Consider the following 17,060-nt stretch of genomic DNA (forward strand, 5'->3'; position numbering starts at 1 on the left):
CGCGAAGATCACTACGTTTTCTGAGTCCCCGAAGCAGAGAGCCGCCCGGATCGCATGCACATCGCGAGCGTCACGCGTACGACGCCGACGTCACCGTCGCGTGCGCAAGCAAGCGGCGACACGCCCGGCATCACGCGTCCGTTCGCATCGGCGGCGGTACCCGCCGATCCGTGCGGGCACGCGGATCGGCAGGCAACGAGATCAGAATCTGGAGCGCTTTCCCACAGCTCATCTCACTGCGCCTGCATAGGCCGGGCATGCCTAGCCAGATCCTCCGCTCGTTGCGTCAGTACATCGCCGCGATGCTGCGCGCCCTCTTGTCGTTCCTCGCACGCGGAGGAACACTGGTGAAGTACGTCGCGACGTTCGCGGACGACCGATGGAGCGTTGTCCGGGACTTCGTAGTCAGCGCAGTGGCCGACGCGGCAGCATCCATTGCTCAGCCCGCCGACCGGCTCATCGTCGTTGCGGCACCGTTCGTCGACTGGGTCATCAACGTCAACGGATACCCGGCGAAGACCGCCGTCGTGTTCCACCCCGTCATCATCCGGCGCTACATCACCCGGACCGACGTCACCTGGTCGGACACCACGCGTCGCACGTACCGGTCCGCTCTGATGCGCATGTCCGAGGTCCTCGTCGGCGAGGTGCCGCTGGAGTTCGCGCCGACGGCTCCGCAGAACACCGCAGCACCCTACGACGACCTCGACCTGCACCTCCTCGAGAGCTGGGCGACGGGCCAGTCGACCGCGGCACGACGGCGCAGCGCCGGCGTCGTCCTCGCGCTCTGCGCTGGAGCGGGGCTCAAAGCGAACGAGCTCCTCCAGGTCCGCCGCCGCGACATCGTCGCTGACGCCGAGGGTGTCCTCGTCACCGTCACGGCGGGAGCCCGGACCGTTCCGCTCCTGGCCCGATTTGAGACGCTCCTGCTCAACTCCATTGCCGAGGTCGAGCCGGAGCACTGGGTATTCGGGTCGCCGAAGCGGGTCAAGCACGGCATCAGTACGCTCACCACGTTCCTCTACGACACAGACCGCGGCAACGAACCAGGTCCCGTCACCACCCGCATGCGGAACACCTGGCTCATCACCCACCTCATTGCCCGCACCGACATGCGCGCTCTCATGACCGCCGCCGGCGTCACGAAGTTCGAACACCTCGACCAACTCGTCGCCCATGTCCCGGCACTGGACACCGACTCCTACCGAAGCCAGCTCCGCGCGGAGGTGGCACGATGACCGCGCCGCTTCCCAAGCACCACGACTACGAAGATGCTGAGCGATTCATGCTCGAAGCCTTCGGTGTGCCTATGGGGAAGTACATGCGCGTCGGCGAAGTGGTTCCACTCGAACTCGCTGTCCACGAGGCGGTTCTCCTGTTCAGCCGCGCAGCGATTGAAGAACGAGTGATGGAGTGGCGGCGTGAGGAACGTCGCTCGAATCGAGGACGTCGCGCACTCTTCTCAGAAGCAAGCCTTCTGAAGTTGATGTTCGTGACGATGCGAGCTCGACGAAGCGTCAGCATCAAGAAGATGACCGAAGTCGCGATGTCCTTGACCGTTCGGCAACGCGAAGCCGTTGGCATCCTTCATTTCTCTCCGCACCAGGCTACGCAGTACCGCCGCCTCTGGGAGGCGATCCAGCGCCTGCGAACCCTCACTGACCGACACCCCGGCAAGCGGGGCGAGCGAATGCTGAAGAAGGACTACGACCTCCTCGTCGCGAGTCGAGAGCGTAAGCAGATGGCCAAACGGCACGCGCGAATGCTCGAGCTCACGAACCTCCTCATTGACGGCTCGGTCAACTTCCTGCCGAGGGACGTCCGCCGACGGTTCAAGGGCGCTGTCGCCATCGACGCCACCTTTGCGGAGGTCTCCGGCAGCCAGAAGGGTGACAAGACAATCGGCCCGAACGATACGGTTTCGGTGAACTTCGACTGCGGGTGGTACACGCGCGATGGCGATCACGACGGGTCCGGAGTCAAGAAGAGCAAGCGCAAGTTCGGCTGGGAGGTCGAGTTCGCGGTCATGACTCGCGACCCTGCTGAAAGCGACTTCACATACCCGCTCCTGTTCCTCGCGACCAGCGGGCACAAGCCGGGCAAGACTCGCGGACACGGGCTGCACCTCTACAACTCGATGCGCTCGCGCGGAATCGACGTCAAGACACTCATCGGCGACCGCGCGTACTTCCCCGGCGCCCGAGTTCAGGACCTCCAAGGGCCGCTCGCGAAAGCTGGCGTCAAGGTCGTTATGGACTACAAGACGACCGAACTCGGCATCCAGGCGTCCTACAACAGCAAAGACGGCCGTCACAAGCTCATCATGGTGGGCGGCAACTGGTACATGGCATGCATGCCCTCAACCCTCGTCTTCCTCGAACAAACTCACCAGGCACGACTTGCCGCCATTGAAGAGTTACCGGAAGAAGCGCAAAGCGCCGCTCGCGCTGAGGCCGAGGCACTCGCGACGAAGCGTCGAAACTCGCGCAGCAAGTACCATCTGAAGCCGCGCAGCAACTTCGACCAGACGGGCGCCCGGCAGTACACCTATCCCACGTTCAAGAGCGATGAGGTCGAGTTCGATCCCGAATCCGGCGAAGTCGTGGAACTCAAAGTGCCTGGGAAGACCGTCAAGGTCCCGGGCAACCTCAGCAATCGCCCGGGTGTGTTGAATCAGCGCCACCTGAAGTACCACCAGGAGTTCGAGTACGGTTCCGACGAGCAGCGTGCCTGGTTCGGCCAGCGCAACAATGTCGAGAACGGCAACTCGCGCCTCAAAGACGCCGATCGCGAAGCCCTCGGAGTGGCTATGAAGCGTCGCGTCCGCGGACCCTGGTTTGTCGAGCTCGCTGCCGCTTTTGCAGCTGCAAGCGCAAACCTCGCTCGCATCATCGAGTGGCTGAAGGAGCGACTGAGCCTCGCGCCCATCAACCGCATGAACAACACCAGCCCCGCCCTGTTCGAGGCCGGCCTGAGCACCCTGACCCTCGACGAGCACGACTCTCGAAACGGCTTCAACGCAATCGCGCAGCTACCAGAGTTCCAACTACTGGACTGACGAGCCCGCGCCTCCAAACTTCATAGACCCTGAACTCCCCCTCGCCACGTCCGGCAGGGGGTATTCGTCGTTCCTCGAAGCGAACGCAGACCAAGGCACGCGTCGCGGTACGCTCCCCAGCGGTCGTCGGGACAGGACGAGCGACCCTGGGAGCGGAGCTGAACGCGGTTTTCCACCTCGGCCTGCTGTCACGCCCGAATATTCCGACTGAGATCGCCGAAAACTCCGAACACCCCACAGCTCCGCCTCCAGGATTCGAACCCGGACCTAACGGCACCAAAGGCCGTCGTGCTGCCATTACACCAAGGCGGAACGCCCACGGAGGGCCCGTCCATCCTCCCATGGCCGGAACGGTGGCCGTGCGCGCGGCCTTCGGCCAAGATGGAGGGATGCCGCATGAGGACGAGGTCGACCGGATCGTCGCGGCGTGGGGGCGGCAGCGCGACGACCTCGACTTCGCCCCGCTGCAGGTGCTGTCGCGGGTGGACCGGCTCGCCAGGCACCTCGACCGAGCACGCCGGGCGGCGTTCGACGCGAGCGGCATGGAGCCGTGGGAGTTCGACGTGCTGTCGGCACTGCGGCGTGCTGGTGCGCCCTACGAGCTGAGCCCGAAGACGCTCCTGCAGCAGACCCTGGTGTCGAGCGGCACGATGACGAACCGGGTGGACCGTCTGACGGCACGCGGGCTCGTGGCACGACGGACCGACCCGAGGGACGGCCGCGGCATCCTCGTGTCCCTCACCGATGCCGGTCGGAGCGCGGTGGACTCGGCGATCGCGGACCTGCTCGGCGCGGAGCGGGACATCCTCGCCGGAGTGTCCGACGACGAGCAGGACCAGCTCGCGGGGCTCCTCCGACGCCTCATACTCGGGCTCGGCGACTAGACCGGACGCACCGGCGGCTCCTGCCACTCGCGGGCGAGCGCGGACATCACGATCTCGTCGTGGAAGCGACCGTCGTGGAAGGTGGCGTCGCGACGCACGCCCTCCTGCTGGTACCCCGACCGTGCGTACACGGCTCGCGCGCGTTCGTTGAACGCGTGGACGCGGATCTCGATGCGGTTGAGGCCCATCTCGCGGAACCCGTGGGCCGTGATCAGCCGGACCGCCTCCGTCCCGTAGCCCTGGTCGACGTGCTCGCTCCCGATCATCACGGCGAGGGTGGCGGCACGGACGGGGAGGGTCGCGCCGAAGAGCGTCACGTGGCCGACGAGCATCCCGGTCGGGCGGTCGACGACGCTGAAGCCGACGGATCCGGCGCCGCCGTTGCCGCTCCAGCTGCGGAACTGCTCGGCGATCGGTTCGGCGGGCCGGGGCCGCACGATGACCTGCTGCAGCACGGCCCACTCCGGGTCCTGCCACCAGCGCACCAGGTCGGGCAGGTCGTCGTCCTCGAGTGCGCGGAGCCGGACACGGCCCCCCTCGAGCAGCGTCGCTCCGTACCGTTGCGCGTCGGCCCCGTTCCACGTCATGCCTCGACTCTGCCAGAGCGAACGACCGCCCGGACCGGCGGGCGCCGGCGTCACGACCAGTCGGCGCCGCGACTACGCTGCGGCGCATGCACGCCATCACCCTCGCCGTCGCCGACCTCGAGCGATCGGCCGCGTTCTACACCGCGCTCTTCGGCTCCGAGGGCAGCGGCATCATCGGCACCGAGTACGCCCCGACCGACACCGTCGCGGGTGGTGCGACGGCGATGTTCACGCTCGACGACGGGCTGATCGTGTCCGTCTACGGCCGGGACGACATGCGGAAGGACTCGAGCGTGGAACTCGGGACCGACCCGAGCGCCACGATCGGCCACTTCGTGGAGTCTCGAGCCGACGCGGACGCGTTCCTCGAACGGGCCCGGGCGGCTGGTGCGACCATGCTCGAGCCGCCGTACACACGCCCGTGGGGCATGTACTCCGGCTTCTTCCAGGACCCGGACGGGCACCTCTGGGAGGTCGTCGCGAACCCGGGCATGGGCGCGCCGTCCGACGCCATGCCCGAGTAACGGGGCTCGAACCCGGACCGCTACACCCCGAGCTGCTCGGCGACCTCGAGCCAGCGCTCCTCGAGCTGCTCGATCTCGGCCTCGAGCGTCGCGAGCTTCGTCTGCAGCTCCCCCAGCCCGGCGTAGTCGGACTGGTCGTGCGCGGCGAACAGGTCGAGCACCGTCTGGCGGTCGGCACCCACGCGGGCGATGCGGCGATCGAGCGCCGACATCTCCTTCTCCGCGGCGCGACGATCGGCACCGGACAAGCCGGACGCACCCGACGCACCCGACGCACTGGACCCGGCCCCAGGAGCGGGCGACGAGCCCGCCCCGGCCGTGTCGGGCCTCCCGGCCGTCGCGGCGGCAGCCGCTGAAGCCGTGGACCCGCCGGTACCGGACGCCCGGAGCCGCATGTACTCGTCGACGCCGCCCGGCAGGTGCCGGAGGTGCCCGCCGAGCACGGCGTACTGCTGGTCGGTGACCCGCTCGAGGAGGTACCGGTCGTGACTCACGACCAGCAGGGTGCCCGGCCAGGTGTCGAGGAGGTCCTCCATCGCGGCGAGCATGTCGGTGTCGAGGTCGTTCGTCGGCTCGTCGAGGATGAGCACGTTCGGCTCGTCGAGCAGGATGAGCATGAGCTGCAGGCGACGCTTCTGCCCACCGCTGAGGTCGCGAACGGGCGTGGAGAGCTGCTCCGACGTGAAGCCCAGGCGCTCCAGGAGCTGTGACGGCGTCATCTCCTTGCCGTCGGCGACGTAGCTGGTCTTCTTGCGGGCGACGACCTCCCGGACGCGGTCGTCCGCGTACTGCTGCAGGTCCGCGAGCTGCTGGTCGAGGACCGCGACCTGCACGGTCTTGCCCGTCTTCACCCGCCCGCTGGTGGGCTGGATGCGCCCCGAGACCAGGCCGAGGAGCGTCGACTTGCCGGCGCCGTTCGGTCCGAGGATGCCCGTCCGCTCCCCCGGTGCGATGCGCCACTCGATGCTCCGGATCGTCGGCTCCGGCGCGCCGGGGAAGGTCACGCCGGCGTCGATCAGGTCGACGACGTCCTTGCCGAGGCGCGCTGTGGCCATCTGCGACAGGGCGACGGTGTCGCGGATCGGCGGGACGTCGTCGATGAGGGCGTTCGCCGCGTCGATGCGGAACTTCGGCTTGCTCGTCCGGGCGGGGGCGCCGCGGCGGAGCCACGCGAGCTCCTTGCGCGCCAGGTTCTGGCGGCGCTGCTCGCTCGCGGCGGCCTGCCGGTCACGCTCGACGCGCTGCAGGATGTAGGCCGCGTAGCCGCCCTCGAAGGGTTCGACGATGCCGTCGTGGACCTCCCACGTGTCGGTCGACACGGCGTCGAGGAACCACCGGTCGTGCGTCACGACGACGAGTCCGCCCTGGCTCGGCGACCAGCGCCGGTTGATGTGCTCGGCGAGCCACTGGATGCCCTCGACGTCGAGGTGGTTCGTGGGCTCGTCGAGGAACAGCACGTCCCAGTCGCCGACGAGCAGGCGCGCGAGGGCGACACGGCGGCGCTGTCCACCGCTGAGGTCGTCGACGGGGATGTCCCACGGGATGTCGGAGACGAGTCCGCCGATGACGTCGCGGATCTTCGGGTCGCCGGCCCACTCGTGCTCCTCGCGGTCGCCGACGACGACGGCGCCGACGGTCTGGCCCTCGGGCAGGGCGTCGCGCTGGTCGAGCACGCCGACCGTCACGCCGCCGCGGTGCGTCACGCGGCCGGTGTCGGGTTCGAGGCGCTTCGCGAGCAGGCTGAGGAGCGTCGACTTGCCGTCGCCGTTCCGGCCGACGACGCCGATGCGGTCACCCTCGTCGATGCCGATGGTGACGCTGTCGAAGACGGTGCGGGTGGGGAACTCGAGATGCAGGTTCTCGGCGCCGAGGAGATGTGCCACGCGTCAAGGGTAGGTGGCGCGGGTGGGTGCGGGGTGCGGGGTGCGGGCGACGGGTGCGGGTGCGGGTGCGGGCGCCGAGCGACGGGTGCGGGTGCCGACTCGGAACGACAGGATCGCTGTCGTACGACATCGACGTCGTCGCAACCGCGCGCCCGCAACTGTTGCACGCGCGTGGGAGCGACAGGATCGTTGTCGTACGACAGCGACCTCGTCGTTCGGGGTCAGTCCGCGAGTGGCGGCGCGGGCGGGCGCGGCAGGCGGGCGGCGCGGGCGCGCGCCCGGGCACCGGACGGGAGGCTCGGGTCAGCTCCCCTGAGTCGGCTCGCCCTCGCCGGCGGCCTCCTTGGCACGCTTCAGGCGCGCCTTCGCCTCCCAGTACTCGATCTCGCGATCGAGGTCCGCGAGTTCCTGCTCGGTGGTGGTCACCCGCCGGTCGCCGTGCGCTGCCCGGGCGTGCCCGAGGGAGGCGTACTGGTCCTCGTGGCGGGTGGGCTCGATGTACCGGCCGTGGTTCCGGTCGCCCGGCGCCCAGTCGTGCCCGATCGCGAACCACACGATGCTGCCGACGACGGGGACCAGCACGACGAGGATCACCCACGCGATCTTCGGCAGCCCGCGGATCTGGTCGTCGGTCTTCGTCAGGATGTCGATCAGGGCGAACACCAGCAGGACGATCGTCAGCCCGGGCAACAGCACGCTCATGTCCCGGATTCTATGGAACGCCTTGGAGTCAGCGCTACGCCCGCGTCAGAGGGACGCCACCCACTCGTCGGAGCCGTCCGTGAAGCGCTGGTGCTTCCAGATCGGCACCCGTTCCTTGACGAGGTCGATGAGCGCCCCGCACGCCGCGAACGCATGCCCGCGATGTGCGGAGGACACGGCCGCGGCGAGTGCGACGTCCCCGACGCCGAGGGACCCGACCCGGTGCAGGACGGCGATCCGGACTTCGGGGTGCTCGGCGGCGATCGTTGCCGCGACCTCGGCGATGACGTCACCGGCACTCGGGTGCCGTTCGTAGTGCAGTGCGGTGACGCCCTTGCCGTCGTCGTGGTCGCGCACGACGCCCGCGAAGGTCACCACGGCGCCGTCCTGGTCGGTGGCGACGACCGCAGCGACCTCGTCCACGCCGATGGTTCGGTCGACGACGTCCGCGAGCACCACACGATCCGTGCCGCCGGTCACGAGGCGCTCCGCGGCGCGTGTCCCTCGCCGTGCACCTGTGCCAGGACGTGGTCGAGCAGCCCGTCGAGCACGGCGAGCCCGTCAGCGACACCGCCGCGCGACCCGGGCAGCGTGACGACGAATGCTCCCCCTGAGGCGATGCCGGCGACCCCGCGGCTGAGGAGCGCCGTCGGCCCGGCCCCCGCCAGTCCCCGGCGGCGGATCTCCTCGATGACGCCCGGGAGCTCGAGGTCGAGGAGCGGTGCCACGGCTTCCGGGGTGCGGTCGGTCGGGGTGACCCCGGTGCCGCCGGTGGTGATGACGACGCGCGCATCGGCGAGGAGCTCACTGGTCACGGTCTCGGCGACGGGGCCGCCGTCCGCGACGATGACGGGCTCCGGGACGGTGAACTCGCGCTCGCGGAGCCACCCGGCGATGACGGGACCCGTGCGGTCGAGGGCGGGATCGGCGGCGGCCTGTGTCGACACGACGACCACGACCGCGCGGCCCCTCGTCGGTTCCGCTCGATTCGGCGCTGCGGTCATCGTGCGCTCCAGTCCCCTGATCGTCCGCCGTGCTTCTCGAGCACCCGGACGTCCGTGATGGTCGCCGCTCGGTCAACGGCCTTCACCATGTCGTACACGGTCAGCGCGCCGACGCTCGCCCCGGTCAGGGCTTCCATCTCGACGCCCGTCCGCGAGGTGGTGCGCACCGACACCTCGACCACCACGCGGTCGTCCGCCCCGGTGATGTCGACCTGGACGCCGGCGATGGGCAGCGGGTGGCAGAGCGGGATCAGGTCGGAGGTCTTCTTCACGGCCATGATCGCCGCGATCCGGGCGGTGCCGATGACCTCGCCCTTGGGCAGCGACCCGTCGAGGATCCTGGTCACGACGTCGGGCCGGGTGACGAGGGTCGCTGTCGCGGTGGCCGAGCGGTCGGTGACGTCCTTCGCGGAGACGTCGACCATGTGCGCGCTGCCGTCTGCCCGGACGTGGGAGAGGTCGGACGAGTCGGACGGGTCGGTCATCGGATGCTCCAGACGGTGAGGGGGTCGCCGGGTTCGACGGCTGCCGTGCCGATGGGCACGTGGACCAGGTGGGTGGCGTCGGCGTAGTGGGCGAGGAGGTGCGAGCTCGGGCCGCCGACGAAGCGCACGGCCCCGTCGACCACGGTGCCGCGGCGGACCTGGTGCTTGCCGTCCGGCGAGACCGCTGACGACGCCGCGGGGAGCACCTGTGTCGGGCGGGTGTCGGGCATCCGTGCGGCGCGGGCGAGGACGGGGCGCAGGAAGACCTCGAACGAGACGAGCGCCGACACCGGGTTCCCCGGGAAGGAGACGACCGGAACCGGACGCCCGGCGATCGTGACGGTGCCGAAGGCCTGCGGACCACCGGGCTGCATCGCGACCGGCGTCACGGCGAGGCCACGGGGCCCGAGCGCCTGCCGGACGACCTCGTACGCACCGGCGCTGATCCCGCCCGTCGTCAGGACGAGGTCGGCCCAGTCCCCCACGGCGTCGTCGAGCGCGGCGAGGAACCGGGCTTCGTCATCGGGGACGCGCACCACGCGGGACTCGGCCCCGACCTCTGCGAGCGCGGCCCGCAGCGCGATGCCGTTCGCGTCGTTGATCGCGGCCCCGCCGTCGCCACCGAGTTCGGATCCCGTGGACACGACGAGCACCCTGGGGCGTCTGACGAGTTCGACCCGGTCGACACCGGCAGCGGCGAGCGCCCCGAGCACCGCCGGCGTGAGCGGCGCTCCGGCGTCGACGACGACCGCACCCGCGGCGAGGTCGGAGCCGACGGTCCGGACGAAGGTGCCGGCGGTGAGGTCGGCGGGGACCTCGACCTCGGTGAGGGCGAGTGCCGCGGGGAAGGACCCGGGCGGCGTGGCTTCGACCGGGAACACCGCATCGGCACCGTCCGGGATCCGCGCCCCGGTCATGATCGGGGCGGCTTCCCCGGCGAGCAACGGCACCGGGACGACCCCGGCGGCGATCGGCGACACGACGCGCAGCGTCGTCCCGGCATCTCCGGACCGCACCGCGAACCCGTCCATCTGGCTGTTGTCGAACGCCGGCAGCGGACCAGGTGCGACGACGGCACGACCGAGCACGCGGTAGCCGTGCCCTGCGCCGGTGTCGGCGGCGAGGTCGTCGACGAGTCGTGCCTCCTGTCCGAGCGACAGGACCGGCGCGATCAACGCTTCCACGTCGTCGCGGTGCTGACCGATCGTTCGCACGGGGGCCTCCGAATGAGTTCGATGCGGGCCCGGACGGGCGCGTGTCAGTAGCGTAACGAGCGCGCATCGCGCGCCCTGGACGATTCGGAGGACCTGTGGAGAACGACGTGACCGCGACCATCGGTGTGATCGGCGGCTCCGGCCTGTACGAGCTGTTCGCACCGGGAACCGCCGACGAGATGGACGTGGAGACGCCCTTCGGGCCGACCTCCTCCCCCGTCACCGTGGGGACGATGGCGGGCAAGCGCGTCGCGTTCCTCACCCGGCACGGCCGCGAGCACTCGGTGGCACCGCACCTGATCAACCACCGCGCGAACGTCTGGGCGCTGCGGTCCCTCGGCGTCCGCGCGATCGTGTCGTCGAGCGCCGTCGGCGGCCTGCACCCCGACTACGCCCCCGGGACCTTCGTGGTGACGGACCAGCTCATCGACCGGACCTGGGGCCGCGCCGACACGTTCTTCGAGGACCAGGTGCAGCACCTGTCGTTCGCCGACCCGTTCGACCCCGTCCTCCGTCGGGTCGCCGTCGACGCGGTCGCCGCACTGGACGTCCCGTTCCGACCGACCGGCACCTGTGTCGTCATCCAGGGGCCGCGGTTCTCGACCCGAGCCGAGTCGGTGTGGATGCGCGAGGCCGGCGGGCACACGATCAACATGACGATGACGCCGGAGGTCCCCCTGGCTGCCGAGCTCGGGATCGGCACGGTGAACCTGTCGTTCGTGACGGACGCGGACGCGGGGCTGGCGCCGAGCGAAGCCGACGCAGCGAGGAGCACCGAGGCACCCGTGACCCACGCCCTCGTGATGGAACGCCTCGCCCGCGCGAACGAGGTCATCGTCGGCGCGATCGGGAGCATCGTCGGTTCGATCCCGGACGACTTCACGCCGCGGGAACTCGTCCCGGCAGCGGCGAGCGCCACGATCATCGCGAGGACGGCATGACCCGCCTGCTCGTCACCGGCGGCGCGGGCTTCATCGGCTCCGCGATCGTACGCCGCGCCCTGGCCGACGGCCACGAGGTGCGGGTGCTCGACTCCCTCCGCGCCGACGTGCACGGGGACCCCGCCGACGTCGTCGCCGACCACGAGCGGCGCGGCATCGCGTTCGTGCACGGCGACGTCCGCGATCGGGTGGCCCTCGAAGCCGCACTCGACGGCGTCGACGTGGTGTGCCACCAGGCCGCGAAGGTCGGTCTCGGCGTCGACTTCCAGGACGCCCCTGACTACGTCTCGAGCAACGACGCCGGCACCGCCCACGTGCTCGCCGGCATGGACCGGTCCGGCATCGGCCGGCTCGTCGTCGCGAGCTCGATGGTCGTCTACGGCGAGGGCGCGTACACGACCTCCGACGGCACGCCGATGCGTCCGCCTGCTCGTCGCCGCGAGGACCTCGACGCCGGCCGCTTCGACCCGATCGGACCGGACGGCGAGCCGCTCGTCCCCGGGCTCATCGACGAGTCCGCCGCGCTCGACCCCCGCAACGTGTACGCGCAGACGAAGGTCGCGCAGGAGCACCTCGCGTCGTCGTGGGCCCGCGCCACCGGCGGCCGCGCGGTCGCGCTCCGCTACCACAACGTGTACGGACCGGGCATGCCCGCGAACACCCCCTACGCCGGTGTTGCCTCGCTGTTCAGGAGCGCCATCGCCCGCGGCGAGGCCCCTCGCGTCTTCGAGGACGGCGCCCAGCGTCGTGACTTCGTGCACGTGGACGACGTCGCCGGAGCGAACCTCGCGTCGATCGGGGCGACCGACTCCATGGACCCGGACTCGTTCCGCGCGTACAACGTCGGGTCGGGCACCGTGCACACGATCGGCGACATGGCCGCGGCGATCGCGGGGACGGCCGGGCTCACTCCCGTCGTCACCGGCGAGTACCGGCTCGGTGACGTCCGGCACGTCACGGCGTCGTCCGCGCGGATCGCGGACGAGCTCGGCTGGCGCGCCGAGATCGACTTCGAGCGCGGCATGCGCGAGTTCGCGGACGCGCCGCTCCGCGCAGCCGTGCGCTGACGCGCCGTCCCGGCCACGAACCGGACGGGAGGCTCGTGACGGCCCCGCCACGAGCCTCCCGTCCGGTACTCGCCCACTCGCCGAGCTCGCCGAGTGGTCACGACACCCCGTCCGCGTGACGCTGACTGGTCACAAGCCGTCGCCCGCGAAGCCCGGACTCGACAGGTCATGACCGCCCGACGGAACTGAGCGGGGAGTCGTGACCACTCGACGACGGCCCTGCCCGGCCCGCCCCGGCGGCCCGCCCCGCCCGGGGGCCCGCGGGGCCCGGGGCCGGCCCGGGCCCGCGCGCCGCGCCGTTCCTGTGCGCGCACCGGACACGGGGTACGAAGGACCTGCACATCCCCAGCGACTCGCCGGTTGAGTGGTGCGTATGGCAACGTCCTCCAGTCGCAACGGCCGACCGCACCGAATGGTGGACATGAAGGTCGACGTCATCCTCCCCTGTCTCGACGAGGCCGATGCCCTGCCGACGGTCATCGGTCGTCTGCCGGACGGCTACCGCGCCATCGTGGTGGACAACGGCTCGACCGACGGTTCCGCGGACATCGCACGCGCGCTCGGGGCCCTCGTGGTCACCGAGTCCCGCCGCGGCTTCGGCAGCGCCTGCGCCGCCGGCGTCGAGGCCGCCACCGCCGAGTACGTCGCCTTCTGCGACGCCGACGCCTCGATGGACCCGGCAGAGCTCCCGCCGCTGGTCCGCCGCGTCGCGGAGGGCCGCACCGACCTGGCACTCGGCCGCCGCGTCCCGACCACCCCTGGCGCATGGGCCCCACACGCTCGCTTCGCGAACCGCGTCCTCGCCGTGCTCATGCACCGGGCGACCGGGTACCGCCTGCGCGACCTCGGCCCGATGCGCGTGATGCGCCGCGAGGACCTCGTCGCGCTCGACCTGCAGGACCGCCGGAGCGGCTACCCGCTCGAGATGGTCCTCGCCGCCCACGCCGCCGGCTGGCGTGTCGACGAGTCCGACATCGGCTACGCCCAGCGCGTCGGCGACAGCAAGGTCACCGGAACGCTCCGCGGCACGATCAACGCGGTGCGGGACATGACGCGCCTGCTGCGCGAGTACCGCCAGGAGGCCCGGACCCGTTCCGTCGCGCCGGGTCCGGTCCGCCGCTCGGCCGGCTCCACCGCCCCCTCCGCCTCCGGTTCCACCGCAGCCTCCGCCGTCGAGGAGGTGCGCTCATGAGCGTCACCGCGACCACCCCGATCACGGTCGTCGTGATCGCCAAGGAGTGTCTGCCCGGCCGGGTGAAGACCCGGCTGACGCCTGCGCTCTCCCCCGAGGCGGCCGCCCGGGTCGCGAGCGCGAGCCTCGACGACACGCTCCGCACCGTCGCCGCACTGCCCGTCGAGCGGCGCGTGCTGTTCTTCGACGGCTCGGTCGTCCCGGGAGCGGCCGCTGGTTTCGACGTCCTGCACCAGCCGGGCGGCGGCCTCGACGAGCGCCTCGGCTTCCTGTTCGACACGATGACCGGACCCACGCTGCTGGTCGGCATGGACACCCCGCAGGTCTCGGTCGATGACGTCGCACCCGTGCTCGACGCCCCCGACCGCGACGCCTGGTTCGGTCCGGCCGAGGACGGCGGCTTCTGGTCCCTGTACCTCCGCGAACCGACGGGCGACCTGCTGCGCGGGGTCCCGATGTCCCAGGACGACACGGGTGCCGTGCAGCTGGCACGCCTGACGACCGCCGGGCTCGACGTCGGCGTGCTCACCGAGCTGCTCGACGTGGACACGATCGACGATGCCGGTCTCGTGGCCGGACTCGCGCCGGACTCCGGGTTCGCCGCCGCCTTGCGCGCCGAGGACGGCGCACTCACCGCCGGAGGCGCCCGATGAGCGACATCACCCAGACCGCTGTCACCTTCGGCACCGGCGGCGACGAACCCTACGCACGGGCACTCCGGAGCGACGGCCGCCTCCGTCTCACCGACCCCGACCGCCCCGGCGTCGGCATCACGATGGACGTCGGACGGTGGAGCGCTGCCGCCGACCGGGTCGACCGCTCGCTGCTCGACGACGTCGACGGCCCCGTGATCGACATCGGCTGCGGTCCCGGGCGGATGCTCGTCGCGGCGCGCACGCTCGGCATCCCCGCACTCGGGGTCGACGTCTCCGCCGAGGCCGTCGCCATCGCGCAGCGCTCCGGCGGCCGGGCGATCCAGGGCTCCGTGTTCGACCCCGTCCCCGACGAGGGACGCTGGGACACCGCCCTCGTCCTCGACGGCAACATCGGCATCGGGGGCGACCCCGCCGCACTCCTCGCGCGCTGCCGCGACATCGTCAGGGCCGGCGGCCGCGTCGTCGTCGAGACGCACACGGACCCGACCGCCGACCGCACCTACCGGGCCCGCGTGGTGGACACCGACGGCCACGAGAGCGCCGAGTTCCCGTGGGCCGAGGTCGGCCTCGACGCCCTGCACCGGCACGCCGCGGACGCCGGGCTGGTGGCCCGACAGAGCTGGACGGTCGCCGGACGGAGCTTCTGCGAGCTCTTCGCCTGAGCCCGGCTCTTCTTTTGCATTCTGCAAGACAAGGGCGTAGTGTGATCCTCGTAAGCCGACGGCGTCAGGTTCGTCGGCAGCGGCGTTCCCGATGCTGCCAACCACACATCGAGGAGACCACCATGACGAACAGCACCTTCCCGTTCGGCGGCACCTTCGTGTCCGGACTCGGCGAGCGCGACGAGCTCGGCAGCTACACGGGCACGACCGCCCGCACCCACCAGACGGTGGGTACCTACACGGGCGTGCCGACCGGCAGCCGGCTCGGGCGGTTCGTGGACACGCAGTCCGCACGCCCCGGTACGTCGACGTCCTCGAACCGCACCGCCACCGGTTCGTTCCGCACCGCGACGGGCTCGTTCCGGACGGCATGAGCGCGCACGGCGCACACTGACCGCGAGCGGTCGTCCCTCTCCCGGGTTTCCCCCCTTTCACCCGGGCCGGGGCGGCCGCTCGCTCACGTCGTGGCGGACGGGAGGCTCGTGGCGGGCCCGCCACGATCCTCCCGTCCGCCTGTCCAGCGCGCACCGCGCGGCGCACCTGAGCGCGCCGCCCGCGGCGATGCCAGGATGGAGGCATGAACGACCGCGCCGGTACCCCAGCGACCGCAGACGACCTCGTCGACCTCGACGCCCTCATCGCCGCGTACTACGAGCGTGTCCCGGACGTCTCGATCGCCGAGCAGAAGGTGGTGTTCGGCACCTCGGGGCACCGCGGCTCCTCACTCGACACCGCGTTCAACGACACCCACATCGCCGCCATCACGCAGGCGATCGTCGAGTACCGGCAGTCGCAGGGCACCGACGGCCCGCTGTTCATCGGCCGCGACACCCACGCGCTCTCCGGCCCGGCCGAACGCACCGCGCTCGAGGTCCTCGCCGCGAACGACGTGCACGTCCTCGCGGACAGCGAGAACGGCTACGTGCCGACGCCGGCGCTCAGCCACGCGATCATCCGCCACAACCGCGCGGGCAACCCGGACACCGCTGACGGCATCGTCATCACGCCGAGCCACAATCCGCCCCGCGACGGCGGCTTCAAGTACAACCCCCCGCACGGCGGTCCCGCGGACAGCGACGCCACGTCGTGGATCGCGAACCGTGCGAACGCGATCATCGAGGGCGGCAACGCCGAGGTCAAGCGCACCGAGCACGCCACGCCGGACCGCTACGACTTCCTGCACACGTACGTCGCGGACCTCGAGAACATCATCGACATCCCGGCGATCAAGCGAGCCGGCGTGAAGATCGGCGCCGACCCGCTCGGCGGCGCATCCCTGCCGTACTGGAACGCGATCCGCGACCACTACGGCCTCGACCTCACCGTCGTGAACCCCGACGTCGACCCGACCTGGTCGTTCATGACGCTCGACTGGGACGGCAAGATCCGGATGGACCCGTCGAGCCCGTCCGCGATGGCATCGGTCCTCGCGCACAAGGACGAGTTCGACGTGCTGACCGGCAACGACGCGGACTCCGACCGGCATGGCATCGTCACGCCCGACGGCGGCCTGATGAACCCGAACCACTACCTCGCCGTCGCGATCGAGTACCTCTACGCGCACCGTCCGGCCTGGCGCGAGGACGCGGCGATCGGCAAGACACTGGTCTCGTCGAGCATCATCGACCGCGTCGCGGAGTCCCTCGGCCGTCGCCTGTGGGAGGTCCCGGTCGGCTTCAAGTGGTTCGTCCCCGGCCTGATCGACGGCTCGGTGGCCTTCGGTGGCGAGGAGTCGGCCGGCGCCTCGTTCCTCCGCACCGACGGCACCGCGTGGACGACGGACAAGGACGGCATCATCCTGGCGCTCCTGGCGTCGGAGATCGTCGCGGTCACGGGCAAGACCCCCTCGCAGCTCTACGCCGAGCTGACCGACCGCTTCGGCGCACCGGTCTACCAGCGCGTCGACGCGGCGGCCAGCAAGGAGCAGAAGGCACGGCTGTCGAAGCTCGACGGCGACGCCATCACCGCCGAGACCCTGGCGGGCGACCCGATCACCGCGAAGCTCTCGAAGGCACCGGGGAACGACGCGGCGGTCGGTGGCGTCAAGGTCGTCACGGACAAGGCGTGGTTTGCCGCGCGTCCGTCCGGGACCGAGGACGTCTACAAGATCTACGCCGAGAGCTTCGTCTCCCAGGAGCACCTGGAGCAGGTGCAGCGCGAGGCGAAGGAGATCGTCGACGCCGCGCTCGGCGCGTAGCGGC

At 70.8% G+C, this 17,060-nt stretch carries 18 protein-coding genes, 1 tRNA gene and 1 pseudogene; 11 read left to right on the forward strand and 9 right to left on the reverse strand.

Annotated elements, in window-relative coordinates:
- The first annotated feature begins 257 nt into the window (after window positions 1-257).
- A complete protein-coding gene (locus ACEN9V_RS07840) occupies window positions 258-1,238 on the forward strand; it encodes a hypothetical protein (protein WP_141399079.1) in 981 nt (326 codons plus the stop codon).
- Window positions 1,235-3,058 (forward strand): hypothetical protein, encoded by a 1,824-nt coding sequence (locus ACEN9V_RS07845; protein ID WP_096897530.1) that lies wholly within the window; start codon window positions 1,235-1,237, stop codon window positions 3,056-3,058. Before ACEN9V_RS07840 ends, ACEN9V_RS07845 begins: the two co-directional genes overlap by 4 nt.
- A gap of 240 nt (window positions 3,059-3,298) precedes the next feature.
- Here the strand turns inward: ACEN9V_RS07845 and ACEN9V_RS07850 are convergent.
- Window positions 3,299-3,370: transfer RNA gene (locus ACEN9V_RS07850), tRNA-Gln, on the reverse strand.
- Window positions 3,371-3,447: 77 nt separating this feature from the next.
- On the opposite strand from ACEN9V_RS07850, the gene ACEN9V_RS07855 reads away from it, so the two are divergent.
- Window positions 3,448-3,942: a MarR family winged helix-turn-helix transcriptional regulator gene (locus ACEN9V_RS07855; RefSeq protein ID WP_402728194.1), complete on the forward strand. Its 495-nt coding sequence runs from the start codon at window positions 3,448-3,450 to the stop codon at window positions 3,940-3,942.
- Here the strand turns inward: ACEN9V_RS07855 and ACEN9V_RS07860 are convergent.
- Complete coding sequence (locus tag ACEN9V_RS07860; RefSeq protein WP_413602776.1) at window positions 3,939-4,529, reverse strand: GNAT family N-acetyltransferase; 591 nt, start codon at window positions 4,527-4,529, stop codon at window positions 3,939-3,941. The genes ACEN9V_RS07855 and ACEN9V_RS07860 overlap by 4 nt on opposite strands.
- Window positions 4,530-4,615: 86 nt before the next feature.
- On the opposite strand from ACEN9V_RS07860, the gene ACEN9V_RS07865 reads away from it, so the two are divergent.
- Window positions 4,616-5,053, forward strand: a complete 438-nt coding sequence (locus ACEN9V_RS07865) for a VOC family protein (RefSeq protein ID WP_413602777.1) — start codon at window positions 4,616-4,618, stop codon at window positions 5,051-5,053.
- A 20-nt stretch (window positions 5,054-5,073) separates the two neighbouring features.
- On the opposite strand, the gene ACEN9V_RS07870 is transcribed toward ACEN9V_RS07865, so the two are convergent.
- From ACEN9V_RS07870 to glp, 7 genes and pseudogenes are all read right to left on the reverse strand, one after another.
- Entirely contained in the window at window positions 5,074-6,108 is a 1,035-nt protein-coding gene (locus tag ACEN9V_RS07870; RefSeq protein ID WP_413603041.1) for an ATP-binding cassette domain-containing protein, read from the reverse strand.
- Between the two features lie 359 nt (window positions 6,109-6,467).
- Window positions 6,468-6,936 (reverse strand): annotated as a pseudogene (locus tag ACEN9V_RS07875) (ATP-binding cassette domain-containing protein); the annotation flags it as partial.
- Window positions 6,937-7,239: 303 nt separating this feature from the next.
- Entirely contained in the window at window positions 7,240-7,638 is a 399-nt protein-coding gene (locus ACEN9V_RS07880; RefSeq protein ID WP_413602778.1) for a PLDc N-terminal domain-containing protein, read from the reverse strand.
- A 45-nt stretch (window positions 7,639-7,683) separates the two neighbouring features.
- Window positions 7,684-8,118, reverse strand: coding sequence for a molybdenum cofactor biosynthesis protein MoaE (locus tag ACEN9V_RS07885; protein WP_413602779.1), 435 nt, complete (start codon window positions 8,116-8,118; stop codon window positions 7,684-7,686).
- A complete protein-coding gene (locus ACEN9V_RS07890; protein WP_413602780.1) occupies window positions 8,115-8,642 on the reverse strand; it encodes a MogA/MoaB family molybdenum cofactor biosynthesis protein in 528 nt (175 codons plus the stop codon). The genes ACEN9V_RS07885 and ACEN9V_RS07890 overlap by 4 nt, the downstream gene beginning before the upstream one ends.
- Window positions 8,639-9,127, reverse strand: coding sequence for a cyclic pyranopterin monophosphate synthase MoaC (gene moaC, locus ACEN9V_RS07895; protein ID WP_413602781.1), 489 nt, complete (start codon window positions 9,125-9,127; stop codon window positions 8,639-8,641). The genes ACEN9V_RS07890 and moaC overlap by 4 nt, the downstream gene beginning before the upstream one ends.
- Window positions 9,124-10,341 carry a gephyrin-like molybdotransferase Glp gene (glp, locus tag ACEN9V_RS07900; protein ID WP_413602782.1) on the reverse strand — a complete coding sequence of 406 codons (1,218 nt, stop codon included), beginning with the start codon at window positions 10,339-10,341 and terminating at the stop codon, window positions 9,124-9,126. The genes moaC and glp overlap by 4 nt, the downstream gene beginning before the upstream one ends.
- A gap of 107 nt (window positions 10,342-10,448) precedes the next feature.
- Here glp and ACEN9V_RS07905 point away from each other — a divergent pair, with 107 nt between their 5' ends.
- The 7 genes from ACEN9V_RS07905 (at window position 10,449) to pgm (ending at window position 17,056) form a co-directional block, all read left to right on the forward strand.
- The gene (locus ACEN9V_RS07905) at window positions 10,449-11,282 is read left to right on the forward strand and encodes an MTAP family purine nucleoside phosphorylase (protein ID WP_402728185.1); all 834 of its coding nucleotides are present in this window, start codon (window positions 10,449-10,451) and stop codon (window positions 11,280-11,282) included.
- Complete coding sequence (locus ACEN9V_RS07910) at window positions 11,279-12,349, forward strand: NAD-dependent epimerase/dehydratase family protein (protein ID WP_413602783.1); 1,071 nt, start codon at window positions 11,279-11,281, stop codon at window positions 12,347-12,349. The genes ACEN9V_RS07905 and ACEN9V_RS07910 overlap by 4 nt, the downstream gene beginning before the upstream one ends.
- Window positions 12,350-12,770: 421 nt before the next feature.
- Complete coding sequence (locus ACEN9V_RS07915; RefSeq protein ID WP_413602784.1) at window positions 12,771-13,541, forward strand: glycosyltransferase family 2 protein; 771 nt, start codon at window positions 12,771-12,773, stop codon at window positions 13,539-13,541.
- Complete coding sequence (locus tag ACEN9V_RS07920; protein WP_413602785.1) at window positions 13,538-14,194, forward strand: TIGR04282 family arsenosugar biosynthesis glycosyltransferase; 657 nt, start codon at window positions 13,538-13,540, stop codon at window positions 14,192-14,194. Before ACEN9V_RS07915 ends, ACEN9V_RS07920 begins: the two co-directional genes overlap by 4 nt.
- Entirely contained in the window at window positions 14,191-14,859 is a 669-nt protein-coding gene (locus ACEN9V_RS07925; RefSeq protein WP_413602786.1) for a class I SAM-dependent DNA methyltransferase, read from the forward strand. The genes ACEN9V_RS07920 and ACEN9V_RS07925 overlap by 4 nt, the downstream gene beginning before the upstream one ends.
- Window positions 14,860-14,981: 122 nt before the next feature.
- A complete protein-coding gene (locus tag ACEN9V_RS07930) occupies window positions 14,982-15,233 on the forward strand; it encodes a hypothetical protein (protein ID WP_413602787.1) in 252 nt (83 codons plus the stop codon).
- A gap of 203 nt (window positions 15,234-15,436) precedes the next feature.
- Window positions 15,437-17,056 (forward strand): phosphoglucomutase (alpha-D-glucose-1,6-bisphosphate-dependent), encoded by a 1,620-nt coding sequence (gene pgm, locus ACEN9V_RS07935; RefSeq protein WP_413602788.1) that lies wholly within the window; start codon window positions 15,437-15,439, stop codon window positions 17,054-17,056.
- The last annotated feature ends 4 nt before the right edge of the window (window positions 17,057-17,060 follow it).

The organism is Curtobacterium sp. Curtsp57, from assembly GCF_047324335.1.
Taxonomy (GTDB): domain Bacteria; phylum Actinomycetota; class Actinomycetes; order Actinomycetales; family Microbacteriaceae; genus Curtobacterium.